At 68.4% G+C, this 13,191-nt stretch carries 13 protein-coding genes; 10 read left to right on the forward strand and 3 right to left on the reverse strand.

The genetic code is table 11. From position 1 onward, the window contains the following. Window positions 1–90: 90 nt before the first annotated feature. The 10 genes from HWX39_RS30100 (at window position 91) to HWX39_RS30145 (ending at window position 10,614) form a co-directional block, all read left to right on the forward strand. The gene (locus HWX39_RS30100; protein WP_175971329.1) at window positions 91–1,476 is read left to right on the forward strand and encodes an aminopeptidase P N-terminal domain-containing protein; all 1,386 of its coding nucleotides are present in this window, start codon (window positions 91–93) and stop codon (window positions 1,474–1,476) included. A 40-nt stretch (window positions 1,477–1,516) separates the two neighbouring features. Next, the gene (locus HWX39_RS30105; RefSeq protein ID WP_175971330.1) at window positions 1,517–2,704 is read left to right on the forward strand and encodes a UbiH/UbiF/VisC/COQ6 family ubiquinone biosynthesis hydroxylase; all 1,188 of its coding nucleotides are present in this window, start codon (window positions 1,517–1,519) and stop codon (window positions 2,702–2,704) included. A gap of 124 nt (window positions 2,705–2,828) precedes the next feature. Beyond that, entirely contained in the window at window positions 2,829–3,896 is a 1,068-nt protein-coding gene (gene dusB, locus HWX39_RS30110; protein ID WP_085041740.1) for a tRNA dihydrouridine synthase DusB, read from the forward strand. Beyond that, window positions 3,893–4,126, forward strand: a complete 234-nt coding sequence (locus HWX39_RS30115) for a Fis family transcriptional regulator (RefSeq protein WP_006476892.1) — start codon at window positions 3,893–3,895, stop codon at window positions 4,124–4,126. The genes dusB and HWX39_RS30115 overlap by 4 nt, the downstream gene beginning before the upstream one ends. A 44-nt stretch (window positions 4,127–4,170) precedes the next feature. Continuing rightward, window positions 4,171–5,736, forward strand: a complete 1,566-nt coding sequence (purH, locus tag HWX39_RS30120; protein ID WP_175955731.1) for a bifunctional phosphoribosylaminoimidazolecarboxamide formyltransferase/IMP cyclohydrolase — start codon at window positions 4,171–4,173, stop codon at window positions 5,734–5,736. Window positions 5,737–5,887: 151 nt separating this feature from the next. After that, on the forward strand, window positions 5,888–6,430 hold the full coding sequence (gene ruvC, locus HWX39_RS30125) for a crossover junction endodeoxyribonuclease RuvC (protein ID WP_175971331.1): 543 nt from the start codon (window positions 5,888–5,890) through the stop codon (window positions 6,428–6,430). 154 nt (window positions 6,431–6,584) lie between these two features. Next, window positions 6,585–7,166, forward strand: coding sequence for a Holliday junction branch migration protein RuvA (ruvA, locus tag HWX39_RS30130; protein ID WP_175955727.1), 582 nt, complete (start codon window positions 6,585–6,587; stop codon window positions 7,164–7,166). Between the two features lie 119 nt (window positions 7,167–7,285). Then, entirely contained in the window at window positions 7,286–8,356 is a 1,071-nt protein-coding gene (gene ruvB, locus HWX39_RS30135) for a Holliday junction branch migration DNA helicase RuvB (RefSeq protein ID WP_175971332.1), read from the forward strand. 24 nt (window positions 8,357–8,380) lie between these two features. Continuing rightward, window positions 8,381–9,334 carry an oxygenase MpaB family protein gene (locus HWX39_RS30140; RefSeq protein WP_175971333.1) on the forward strand — a complete coding sequence of 318 codons (954 nt, stop codon included), beginning with the start codon at window positions 8,381–8,383 and terminating at the stop codon, window positions 9,332–9,334. A gap of 152 nt (window positions 9,335–9,486) precedes the next feature. Further along, on the forward strand, window positions 9,487–10,614 hold the full coding sequence (locus tag HWX39_RS30145) for a ParB/Srx family N-terminal domain-containing protein (RefSeq protein ID WP_175971334.1): 1,128 nt from the start codon (window positions 9,487–9,489) through the stop codon (window positions 10,612–10,614). 59 nt (window positions 10,615–10,673) lie between these two features. On the opposite strand, the gene HWX39_RS30150 is transcribed toward HWX39_RS30145, so the two are convergent. From HWX39_RS30150 to tyrS, 3 genes are read right to left on the reverse strand one after another with little or no spacing between them, the layout of a single operon-like run. Continuing rightward, window positions 10,674–11,336: a histidine phosphatase family protein gene (locus HWX39_RS30150; RefSeq protein WP_175971335.1), complete on the reverse strand. Its 663-nt coding sequence runs from the start codon at window positions 11,334–11,336 to the stop codon at window positions 10,674–10,676. Window positions 11,337–11,359: 23 nt separating this feature from the next. Next, window positions 11,360–11,818 (reverse strand): D-aminoacyl-tRNA deacylase, encoded by a 459-nt coding sequence (gene dtd, locus HWX39_RS30155; RefSeq protein ID WP_011350959.1) that lies wholly within the window; start codon window positions 11,816–11,818, stop codon window positions 11,360–11,362. Then, window positions 11,815–13,056, reverse strand: a complete 1,242-nt coding sequence (gene tyrS, locus HWX39_RS30160; RefSeq protein WP_175971336.1) for a tyrosine--tRNA ligase — start codon at window positions 13,054–13,056, stop codon at window positions 11,815–11,817. The genes dtd and tyrS overlap by 4 nt, the downstream gene beginning before the upstream one ends. Window positions 13,057–13,191 lie beyond the last annotated feature (135 nt).

Raw genomic sequence — 13,191 nt, forward strand, 5'->3', positions numbered from 1 at the left:
TGGTTTGCAACAACCGCCGCCCGGCCCTTCCAGGGCCGCTTCCCGCCCCCTCTCTCACGCACGGCGTCCCGCGGCGCTACAATCGCACGAATGAACGCGCCCCTCGATACCGCCATCGCCGTCGACGTCTACCGCCAGCGCCGTGAACGCGTGCTTGCCGCACTGCGTGCCGCCGGCGGCGGCGTCGCCATCGTCCCCACCGCGCCCGAAGTGCCGCGCAACCGCGATACGGACTATCCGTACCGGTTCGACAGCTACTTCCACTACCTGACGGGCTTCAGCGAGCCGGATGCCGTCCTCGTGCTGAACGCGGCCGCGCCGCACGGTGCGCCGGAGTCGATCCTGTTCTGCCGCGGCAAGAATCCCGACCGCGAAATCTGGGAAGGCTTCCATTACGGGCCCGAAGCCGCGCGCGACGCGTTCGGCTTCGACGCGGCGTTCGCGGTCGACGTGATCGATACCGAGATGCCGCGCCTGCTCGCCGACGCGGGCACCGTGCACTACCGGTTCGGCGCATCGGCCGACTTCGACCGCCAGCTCGCGGGCTGGATCGACGCGGTGCGCACGCTGGCGCGCACGGGCGTCGCCGCGCCGGACGCGATGCTCGACCTCACGCCGCTGCTCGACGACATGCGGCTCGTGAAGGACGAGCACGAGCTCGCGATCATGATGCGCGCCGCGCACATCTCCGCGCTCGCGCACCGCCGTGCGATGCAGGCGTGCCGCCCCGGTATCCGCGAATACGAACTCGAGGCCGAGCTGCTGTACGTGTTCCGCAAGCATGGCGCGCAGTCGCCCGCGTACGGCTCGATCGTCGCGGCCGGCGCGAACGCGTGCGTGCTGCACTACCCGGCCGGCAACGCGGCCGCGAAAGACGGCGACCTGATCCTGATCGACGCCGCGTGCGAACTCGACGGCTACGCGTCGGACATCACGCGCACGTTCCCGGCCAACGGGCGCTTCTCGCCTGCACAACGCACGCTGTACGACATCGTGCTCGCCGCGCAGCAGGCCGCGATTGACGCGACCCGCGCCGGCGTGCCGTTCGAGGCGCCGCACGACGCCGCCGTGCGCGTGCTCGCGCAGGGGCTGCTCGACACCGGCATCATCCCGAAAACGCGCTTTTCGAACGTCGACGACGTGATCGCCGAGCGCGCCTACGCGCGTTTCTACATGCACCGCACCGGCCACTGGATCGGCATGGACGTGCACGATTGCGGCGACTACCGCGAGCGGCTCGCCGAGCGTGACGCCAACGGCGCGCTGCCTTGGCGCACGCTGAAAACCGGCATGACGCTGACGATCGAACCGGGCCTGTACGTGCGCGCCGCCGACGACGTGCCGTCCGAGTACTGGAACATCGGCATCCGCATCGAGGACGACGCGATCGTTCGCGAGCACGGCTGCGAGCTGATCACGCGCGGCGTGCCCGTCGCGGCGGACGAGATCGAAGCGCTGATGCGCGCGGGCGCATGACCGGCTATCGCCGACCGTTACCTCCGTTTCACGAATCAAGATGACGACCGCTTCCTCCCCGGCCACGCCGGCCTATGACCTCGCCATCGTCGGCGCGGGCCCCGTCGGGCTCGCACTCGCCGGCTGGCTCGCGCGCCGCAGCGCGACGCAGCACGCATCGATCGCCCTGATCGATGCACGTGAACCGGCCGCGAGCGCGAACGACCCGCGCGCGATCGCCGTGTCGCACGGCAGCCGCGTGCTGCTCGACACCCTCGCGTGGCCCGCCGACGCGACGCCGATCGAACACATCCACGTCTCGCAGCGCGGCCATTTCGGCCGCACGCTGATCGACCGCGACGAGCACGACCTCGCCGCGCTCGGCTATGTCGTGCGCTACGGCTCGCTCATGCAGGCGCTCGCGGGCGCCGTGCGCGGCACGCGTGTCGACTGGCTCACGTCGACCACCGCGCGCGCGCCGCAACAGGACGCCGACGGCGTCACGCTGACGCTCGACGGCCCGCAAGGCGAGCGCACGCTGCGCGCACGTATCGCCATCAACGCCGAAGGCGGGCTGTTCCACGAACAGCAGGTCGATACGGCCAAGCATCGCCGCGACTATGGGCAGACCGCGCTCGTCGGCACGGTCACCGTATCGGCGCCGCGCCCGAACGTCGCGTGGGAACGCTTCACGCACGAAGGCCCGCTCGCGCTGCTGCCGCTCGGCGGGCCGCGCCAGGCCGAGTACGCGCTCGTCTGGTGCTGCACGCCCCACGAGGCCGCGCGCCGTGCCGCGCTGCCCGACGACGCGTTCCTGCGCGAACTCGGCGCCGCGTTCGGCGAACGCATGGGCGCGTTCGTCGCGATCGCGGGCCGCGCGTCGTTCCCGCTCGGCCTGAACGCCGCGCAGACGCTCGTCAACGGCCGCGTCGCGATCGTCGGCAATGCCGCCCAAACCCTGCACCCCGTCGCAGGCCAGGGGCTCAACCTCGGGCTGCGCGATGCGCATACGCTCGTCGATACGCTGTCCGCGCAAGGCTTCGAAGCCACCGCACTCGCCACCTTCAACGCGCGACGCGCCCTCGACCGGCGCCTCACGATCGGCGCGACCGACACGCTGGCTCGCCTGTTCACGATCGACTCGGGCCCGCTCCCGCTGCTGCGCGGCGCCGCGCTCACCGCGCTCGAGTTCGTGCCGCCGCTCAAGAAGGTGATCGCGCGCCAGATGATGTTCGGCCAGCGCAACTGACGCGCGGCGCACACAGTCGCGCCACTCAAACCGGGTCAAATCGGCGGGGCATGGGAATACGGTAAAATGCGCGTTTCCGTCTGCCCCTTCCCTGCCCGCGCCCGCCGCAGGCGGTGCCCTTGCGATGCCCGTTATCGGCCCTCACGTATTGCGTAACAACCTGTTCGTCGCCCCGATGGCCGGCGTCACGGATCGTCCGTTCCGCCAGCTCTGCAAGCGGCTGGGAGCCGGTTACGCCGTGTCCGAGATGGTCGCGTCCAACGCGCAGCTGTGGAAAAGCGCGAAGACGATGCGGCGCGCGAACCACGAAGGCGAGGTCGAGCCGATTGCGGTCCAGATCGCCGGCGCCGATCCGGCGATGATGGCCGAAGCGGCCCGCTACAACGTAGACAACGGCGCACAGATCATCGACATCAACATGGGCTGCCCGGCGAAGAAGGTCTGCAACGTCGCGGCCGGCTCCGCGCTGCTGCAGAACGAGCCGCTCGTGCAGCGCATCGTCGAGGCCGTCGTCGCGGCGGTCGGCACGGGGCCCGATGCGGTGCCCGTCACGCTGAAGATCCGCACGGGCTGGGATCGCGAGCACAAGAACGCGATCACGGTCGCGCGCCTGGCCGAAGCCGCCGGCATCTCGATGCTCACCGTGCACGGCCGCACGCGCGCCGACCTGTACCGCGGCGACGCCGAATACGAAACCATCGCGGCCGTGAAGGCGGCGGTGCGGATTCCGGTGGTCGCGAACGGCGACATCACGTCGCCCGCGAAGGCAAAGGCCGTGCTCGACGCAACCGGCGCCGACGCACTGATGATCGGTCGCGCAGCGCAAGGTCGGCCATGGCTGTTCCGCGAAATCGACCATTTCCTGCAAACCGGCGAGCTGCTGCCCCCGCCGCGGATCGACGAGATCCAGCACGTGATGAACGAACACCTGGAAGACCACTACGCTTTCTATGGTGAATTCACGGGAGTCCGTACTGCGCGCAAGCACATCGGCTGGTACACTCGCGGCCTTTCCGGTGCCAACGGGTTCCGGCACAGGATGAACACGCTCGATTCCACCCGCGAGCAGCTCGCCGCCGTCAATGCCTTCTTCGAGGCGCAAAAGGCGCTGTCGGACCACCTCGTCTACGTCGATGACGAAGAGGAAAACGGCCAGGGCGAGTCGGACGACCATAACCAGTTAGCAGCATGAGCAAGCACAACATCGAACAATGTGTCCGCGAGAGCCTGGACGTGTATTTCCGGGATCTAGACGGCTCCAATCCGCACGACGTCTATGAAATGGTGATGTCCTGCGTCGAAAAGCCGATGCTCGAGGTCGTGCTCGTACAGGCAGGCGGCAACCAGTCGCTCGCCGCCGAGTACCTCGGCATCAATCGCAATACGCTGCGCAAGAAACTGCAGCAGCACGGCCTGCTGTAGGCGGCCGTCCCGTCCCCATTTCCCTGGCTATTGGTGGTTCCATCATGATCAAGCAAGCGCTCATTTCCGTTTCCGACAAGACCGGCATCGTCGACTTCGCGAAGTCGCTGTCCGACCTCGGCGTCAAGCTGCTGTCGACGGGCGGCACCGCGAAACTGCTCGCCGACGCGGGGCTGCCCGTTACCGAAGTGGCCGATTACACGGGCTTCCCGGAAATGCTCGATGGGCGCGTGAAGACGCTCCACCCGAAGGTGCACGGCGGCATCCTGGCTCGCCGCGACCTGCCCGAGCACATGCAGGCGCTGGAACAGCACGGCATCCCGACGATCGACCTGCTCGTCGTGAACCTGTACCCGTTCGTCGCGACGATCGCGAAGGACGACTGCACGCTCGCCGACGCGATCGAGAACATCGACATCGGCGGCCCGACGATGCTGCGCTCGGCCGCGAAGAACCACCGCGACGTGACGGTCGTCGTCGATCCGGCCGATTACGCGGTCGTGCTCGATGAAATGAAGGCGAACGGCAATGCGGTCGGCTATGCGACCAACTTCCGCCTCGCGACGAAGGTGTTCGCGCACACCGCGCAATATGACGGCGCGATCACGAACTACCTGACGAGCCTGACCGACGAGCTGAAGCACGCATCGCGCAGCGCGTACCCGGCGACGCTGAACATGGCGTTCGACAAGGTGCAGGACCTGCGCTACGGCGAGAACCCGCACCAGAGCGCCGCGTTCTACCGCGACCTCGCGACCCCGGCCGGCGCGCTGGCGAACTACCGCCAGTTGCAGGGCAAGGAACTGTCGTACAACAACATCGCCGATTCGGACGCGGCGTGGGAATGCGTGAAGACGTTCGACGCGCCGGCCTGCGTGATCATCAAGCACGCGAACCCGTGCGGCGTCGCGGTCGGCAACGACTCGGCCGACGCATACGCGAAGGCGTTCCAGACCGATCCGACGTCGGCCTTCGGCGGCATCATCGCGTTCAACCGCGAAGTCGACGAAGCGGCCGCGCAAGCGGTTGCGAAGCAGTTCGTCGAAGTGCTGATCGCACCGTCGTTCTCCGACGCCGCGAAGCAGGTGTTCGCCGCGAAGCAGAACGTGCGCCTGCTCGAAATCGCGCTGGGCGACGGCCATAACGCGTTCGACCTGAAGCGCGTGGGCGGCGGCCTGCTCGTGCAGTCGCTCGACTCGAAGAACGTGCAGCCGCACGAGCTGCGCGTCGTCACGAAGCGCCACCCGACGCCGAAGGAAATGGACGACCTGCTGTTCGCCTGGCGTGTCGCGAAGTACGTGAAGTCGAACGCTATCGTGTTCTGCGGCAACGGCATGACGCTCGGCGTCGGCGCAGGCCAGATGAGCCGTGTCGATTCCGCGCGCATCGCGAGCATCAAGGCGCAGAACGCGGGCCTGACGCTGGCCGGTTCGGCCGTGGCATCGGACGCGTTCTTCCCGTTCCGCGACGGCCTCGACGTCGTCGTGGCGGCCGGCGCGACCTGCGTGATCCAGCCGGGCGGCTCGATGCGCGATGACGAAGTGATCGCTGCAGCCGACGAGCACAACATCGCGATGATCCTGACGGGCGTGCGCCACTTCCGTCACTGATCGCGCGCGGCCCGCGCGGCCGCTGCACGACAACCCGGCGGCATCGCACCCGCCGGGTTTTTTATTGCGCGGCGCCCTCGCACGCGGCCGTGCGGCCAGCGCACCGCACCATTCGTTGTAGTATCGCTGCATCAGGCTTTTCTCCCTACCCATGCGAATTCTCGGCATCGACCCCGGCCTGCGCGTCACCGGCTTCGGCATCATCGACGTCAGCGGCCACCGGCTCGCGTATGTTGCGAGCGGCGTGATCCGCACGCCGACCGCCGACCTGGCCACCCGGCTCGGCACGATCTTCCAGGGCGTATCGACCATCGTGCGCGAGCACGCACCCGACCAGGCCGCGATCGAAAAAGTGTTCGTCAACGTGAACCCGCAGTCGACGCTGCTGCTCGGCCAGGCGCGTGGCGCCGCGATCTGCGGCCTCGTCGCGGGCGGCCTGCCCGTCGCCGAATACACGGCGCTGCAGCTCAAACAGGCGGTGGTCGGCTACGGCCGCGCGACCAAGACGCAGATGCAGGAAATGGTCACGCGGCTGCTCAACCTCTCCGGACAACCGGGCTCCGACGCGGCCGACGCGCTCGGCATGGCGATCTGCCACGCGCACGGCGGCAACACGCTCAGCGCGCTCGGCGGCCTCGCGCCCGCGCTCGCGAAGAAAGGGCTGCGCGTGCGGCGCGGGCGGCTGGTCGGCTGACACCGGCGCGCCCTCACGCGGCACGCCGGACCGGCCGCGGTGCCCGCGCGCGACGCACATGCGGCGCGCATCGCCCCGGGCCGATGGCCGATCCCGTCGGCATGGCGCCGCGCGTGCGCTACACTCGCGCTTTCTTCCTCGTATCCCGCCATCCATGATCGGTCGCATCGCCGGCATCCTGCTCGAAAAGAACCCGCCTCACCTGCTCGTCGACTGCAACGGCGTCGGCTACGAAATCGACGTGCCGATGAGCACCTTCTACAACCTGCCGCAAACGGGCGAGCGCGTCGTGCTGCTCACGCAGCAGATCGTCCGCGAGGACGCGCATCTGCTGTACGGCTTCCTCACGCCGCAGGAGCGCACGACCTTCCGCGAGCTGCTGAAGATCACCGGCATCGGCGCGCGCATGGCGCTCGCCGTGCTGTCCGGCATGAGCGTGCAGGAGCTCGCGCAGGCCGTGACGATGCAGGACGCCGCGCGCCTCACGCGCGTGCCCGGCATCGGCAAGAAGACGGCCGAGCGCCTGCTGCTCGAACTGAAGGGCAAGCTCGGCGCCGATCTCGGCGCGCTCGCCGGTGCCGCATCGCAGTCCGACCATGCGACCGACATCCTCAACGCGCTGCTTGCGCTCGGCTATTCCGAAAAGGAAGGCCTTGCCGCGATCAAGAACGTGCCGGCGGGCACCGGCGTATCCGAAGGCATCAAGCTCGCTTTGAAGGCGCTGTCGAAGGTGTAACGACCGCATGACGCGCCGCCAACCGGTGCGTTGAGGCCAGTGTCGCGCGGCCGCGCGGCGCTCGCCAGTCGGCCGTTCGGCCAGGTAGTCGGGACATCGGCGCGCGGTACAATGGCCGCATGATTGAAACCGACAAACTCGCCACCGAGCAGCGGATCATCGCCGCTTCGCCCGCCTCGTCGCACGAGGAGGTGTTCGAACGTGCGCTGCGGCCGCGCCAGCTCGACGACTACGTCGGCCAGGAAAAGGTGCGCGGCCAGCTCGAGATCTTCATCGAAGCCGCCAAGCGCCGCTCCGAGCCGCTCGACCACGTGCTGCTGTTCGGGCCGCCGGGCCTCGGCAAGACGACGCTCGCGCACATCATCGCGCGGGAGATGGGCGTGAACCTGCGCCAGACGTCGGGCCCCGTGCTCGAGCGCGCGGGCGATCTCGCGGCGCTGCTGACGAACCTCGAAGCGAACGACGTGCTGTTCATCGACGAGATCCACCGGTTGTCGCCGGTCGTCGAGGAAATCCTGTATCCGGCACTCGAGGATTACCAGATCGACATCATGATCGGCGAAGGCCCGGCCGCGCGCAGCGTGAAGCTCGACCTGCAGCCGTTCACGCTGGTCGGCGCCACCACCCGCGCCGGGATGCTGACCAACCCGCTGCGCGATCGTTTCGGGATCGTCGCGCGCCTCGAGTTCTACGACGCCGACCAACTGTCGCGCATCGTGCGGCGCTCGGCGTCGCTGCTGAACGCGCAGATCGATCCGAACGGCGCGCTCGAAATCGCGAAGCGCGCGCGTGGCACGCCGCGGATCGCGAACCGGCTGCTGCGCCGCGTGCGCGACTTCGCGGAAGTGAAAGCCGACGGCCAGATCACCGCGGCCGTCGCCGATGCCGCACTCGCGATGCTCGACGTCGATCCGGTCGGCTTCGACCTGATGGACCGCAAGCTGCTCGAGGCGATCCTGTACAAGTTCGATGGCGGCCCGGTCGGTATCGACAACCTCGCCGCGGCGATCGGTGAAGAGCGCGACACGATCGAGGACGTCCTCGAACCGTACCTGATCCAGCAGGGCTTCCTGCAGCGCACGCCGCGCGGTCGCGTCGCGACGCTGCTCACGTATCGCCACTTCGGGCTTTCCGTGCCCGACACCGGCCGCACCGAACGCGGCGAGTGGGATACCCCCGACGGGAAGTAACCCGTCGCCCGAGCCGCACCTGCCATGACGACACCGCCCAGCTCCCACCCTGCCGCACCCGCCCCGGGCCCGCGCTGGGCCGAGCCGATCCGCAAGCGGCTCGTGGCCGGCGTCACGCACCTGACAGCGGGCGGCGGCGGCCCGTCACTCGACCTCTCTTCGCCGCCGGGAGACCCGGGGCTGTTCGGTCCGGATGCCGTCTGCTGGCGCGTGCATGCCGACTTCACGTCGATGATGACGGGCGGCATCGCCGCGCTGCTGTTGCAGGCGCTCCACCCGCTGGCCCTCGCGGGCGTCTGGGATCACTCGTCGTTCCGCACAGACATCCTCGGCCGCCTGCGGCGCACCGCCACGTTCATCACGGGGACGACGTTCGGCAGTCGCGCGGACGCACTCGCGCTGATCGAGCGAGTGAAATCGATCCACGCGCACATATCGGGCACCGCGCCGGACGGTCGGCCATACCGCGCGGACGATCCGGCGCTGCTGACCTGGGTGCATGTCGCGGAAGTGTCGAGTTTCCTCGCCGCGCATCTGCGCTACGTGAATCCGGCGCTGCCAGGCGAGTTGCAGGACCGCTACTACGCCGAAACGGCATTGATCGCCGAACTGCTCGGCGCGCATGAGGTGCCCCGTTCGCGTGCCGAGGTGGCCGCCTATCTCGCGCGCATGCAGCCCGAGCTCGAGGCCGGGCAGCGCACGTTCGACGTGATGTCCATCCTGTTGAACGTGCCGGTCGCGAAGCCCGCGCTGCGGCCGGCCGCGTCGCTGGTGATGCATGCGGGAATCGACCTGCTGCCGCCGTGGGCGCAGCGCATGCTCGGCGTGTCGGCGTTCGCACCGCTGCGACGCGCGGTGGTCCGGCCCGGCATCCGGGTCGTCGCCCCCGTACTCCGCTGGGCGCTCGTGAACGGCGCATCAAAACGTGCGCGCCGCCGCGCCACTGCGACACCGCCCGACGGCAATCCGCCCACCTGACGATCCGCTTCCTCCTATCATTTCAATTTACTGTCAAATACCTGTGACAAGCTGACGGGCTTGCACCCGCGCACGGTCGCACGTGCCGTACGTCCCGCCTGTCCGTGACCCGCGCGGTGTCCCGCCAACCCGACCGACACCCGATGCCAGCGATGCCACGCCTGCCGATCCGTTTCGCCCTTGCCGCCAGCCTGTTCACCGTCTTCGCCCTCACCGCCTGCGGAGGCGACGACGTCACCGCCGTCGCGCGTTCGGACGCACAAACGCCTTCCGGCGGCACCCCGACCACACCGGCCCCCACGCCGCCCGCCACCGTCACGCCGCAACCGGGCAAGTGGAAGGCCGCTCGCGCGGGCGACCTGATCGACGTGACGCTCGGCGACCTCCACCCAACGCAGGGTGCAATCGGCTACGACCAGATCTACTACAAGCTCGGCCGCTACGAGCTGCAGCCCGACAAGAAATTCGACGACTTCTGCGCGGACGAAGGGCTCGGCGGCGTCGCTTCGGGCGGCTACACGGGCAAGTCGACGCTGCGCGAGCCCGCGAGCTACACGTGCACGACGACCGACGCGAACGCCCGCGACCGTTCGGTGCTGAACCCGGTCGTGATCGGCCCGAACGGCGATGCGCTGTACTTGACCGACGGCCACCACGGCCTGTCGACCTACTACGAGACACCCGACGGCGGCCCGGCGCTGCACGTGCACGTCGTCGTCAAGGACAACCTTAGCGACTACTCGGGCGACGCGTTCTGGCAGCAGATGCAGAGCCGAGGCTATCTGCGCCTCAAGAACGGCGAAGGCAACGCGATCACGACCGCGCAACTGCCGACCGGGCTCGGCGTGAAACTCGGGATGACGAACGACCGCTACCGCTCGCTCGTCTATTTCACGCGCGACATCGGTTACAGCAAACCCGCACAAGCCACCGACTACCTCGAGTTCTACTGGGCCGACTGGCTGCGCGCGCAACCGGGCACGTTCGCGCTCGCCGGCTATGACCTGACGCGCGCCGGCACGACCGACCCGGATCCGGCGAAGGCCGACACGGGCTACCTGAACGCGGTCTGGAATGCGTCGACGCGCATGGTCGCGGCCACGGACCCGGTGATCGGCGGCAAGACGGGCGCCGACCTCGGACGCGCGGACGCGATCAACGGCGGGAAGAAGTACAACAAGGGAGAATTCGACAAGCTGCGCCAGCCGATCACGGCGGACAAGCCCGGCAAGATCGCTTACGCGCTCGACTACAAGACGCGCCACGCACTGCCGCAATAAGCCGCCAGCGCCGCGCAGGAAGAAAGCCCCGGCCGGCGACGCCGGACGGGGCTGCGGGCTCAGAGCACCTTGCGATACCCGTCGTCGTCGCTTGCGGCGTCCAGGTGCGACACGTCGGCCCACCGCACGATCTGCGCGCGGCCATCGACGTAATCGACGACGTTGATACTCGTATTGAGCAGCGGATAGTTGCGCGGTGCCGACAGCTCGATGCCGTTCGCAAACCGGTACACACTGTCGAGCACGCCGCCGTGTGCGACGCACGCGATCCGGCCGCCCGGATGCTCGGCCACGATCGGTTCGAGCGCATGCAGCACGCGGTGGTAGAACTCGCGCTGCGACTCGCCGCCTTCCGGCGCGAAGCCGGGGTCGCGCGTCTGCCAGGCCGCGTAGGCGTCGGGGAACAACGTCTCGATCTCGGCGCTGTCGTGCCCCTGAAACTGGCCGTACGAACGTTCGCGCAGCCCTGCTCGCAGCCGCGGCGAAAGCCCGAGCGCGTCGGCGAACGGCTGCGCGGTCTGCTGCGCGCGCATCAGGTCGCTCGAATAGATCGCGTCGAGCCGTGCGCCGTCACGCGCCTCACGCGCGATCCTCACGGCGAGCCGCTGCGCCTGCTCGAGGCCCGTTTCGGCGAGCGGGATGTCGATATGGCCCTGGATGCGCTTGATGCGATTCCAGGCCGTCTCGCCATGGCGGATGAAAAGAATCTGCGTGGTGGCCATCGCGGCGCGTCTCCGGGGAAGAATCAGGGCCGCACTTGCAGCCAGAAAGTCACGGGGCCATCGTTGACGAGCGACACCTGCATGTCGGCGCCGAACTCGCCCGTCTCGACGACCGGATGGCGCGCACGCGCGGCCGCGACGAAATAGTCGAACAGCCGCGCGCCTTCGTCGGGCGGCGCGGCCGGCGTGAAGCTCGGACGCAGCCCGCTGTTGGTATCGGCCGCCAGCGTGAACTGCGACACGAGCAGCAGGCCGCCTGCGCGGCCCTCACCGTCGATATTCGACACCGGCAGGTTCATCTTGCCGGCGGCGTCGCTGAACACGCGGTAGCCGAGCATCTTCGCGAGCAGCTTGTCGGCCGCTGCGTCGGTGTCGCCGCGCTCCGCGCAGACCAGCGCGAGCAGGCCCGCGCCGATCTCGCCGGTCGTGCGGTCGCCGACGCGCACGTCGGCGCGCTTCACGCGCTGGATCAGCGCGATCATGCGGTCAGCGTGACGCGTGCGAAGCGGCGCTTGCCGACCTGCACGACGAACTCGCCGGCTTCGACCTTCAGGCCCTTGTCCGACACGGTCGCGCCATCGATCTTCACGCCGCCCTGCTCGATGTTGCGCAGTGCCTCGCTCGTCGACGGCACGAGGCCGGCCTGCTTCAGCAGCTGGCCGATCGCCAGCGGCGCGCCCGCGAGCGCGACCGACGGGATGTCGTCCGGCACGCCGCCCTTCGCGCGGTGGTTGAAGTCCTCGAGCGCACGCTCGGCGTCGGCCTGCGAGTGGAAGCGTGCGACGATTTCCTGCGCGAGCAGCACCTTGAAGTCGCGCGGGTTACGGCCACCCTCGATCTCGCGCTTGAAGCCGGCGATCTCGTCCATCGGGCGGAACGACAGCAGCTCGAAATAACGCCACATCAGCGTGTCCGAGATGCTCATCAGCTTGCCGAACATGTCGTTCGGATGCTCGCTGATGCCGACGTAGTTGCCCTTCGACTTCGACATCTTCTCGACGCCGTCGAGGCCTTCGAGCAGCGGCATCGTGAGAATGCACTGCTGTTCCTGGCCGTACTGCTTCTGCAGCTCGCGGCCGACCAGCAGGTTGAACTTCTGGTCGGTGCCGCCGAGCTCGAGATCGGCGTTCAGCGCGACCGAGTCGTAGCCCTGCATCAGCGGGTACAGGAATTCGTGGATCGAGATCGGCACGCCGCCCTGGAAGCGCTTCGTGAAATCCTCGCGCTCGAGGATCCGCGCGACCGTGTAGCGCGACGCGAGCTTGATCATCCCGTCCGCGCCGAGCGGCATCGACCATTCGCTGTTGTAGCGGATTTCGGTCTTGTCGCGGTCGAGCACGAGCGCGGCCTGCTCGAAGTAGGTCTTCGCGTTCGATTCGATCTGCTCGCGCGTGAGCGGCGGGCGCGTCGCGTTGCGGCCCGACGGGTCGCCGATCAGCGACGTGAAATCGCCGATCAGGAAGATCACCGTGTGGCCGAGGTCCTGCAGCTGACGCATCTTGTTCAGCACGACCGTATGGCCGATGTGGATGTCAGGCGCGGTCGGGTCGAGGCCGAGCTTGATGCGAAGCGGCGTGCCCGTCGCCGCGCTGCGCGCGAGCTTCTGCGCGAACTCTTCCTCGACCAGCAGTTCGTCAACGCCGCGCTTCGTGACGGCGAGCGCATGCCGGACTTCGTCGGTGATCGGGAAAACGGGCTTGGAACTGGGTTCGGTGCTCATCGGTGCCAGGAAGAATGTCGCAAAAACAGGGATTTTCCCATAACTTGCGCGCCCATCGCTTAACGGCGCGTCACGTTGCGCGGATAATCGGGCGCAAGGCGCGCGGCACCGGCCCGCGCCGCACGATCCAGGAGA

The organism is Burkholderia sp. BCC0322, from assembly GCF_902833045.1.
GTDB lineage: Bacteria > Pseudomonadota > Gammaproteobacteria > Burkholderiales > Burkholderiaceae > Burkholderia.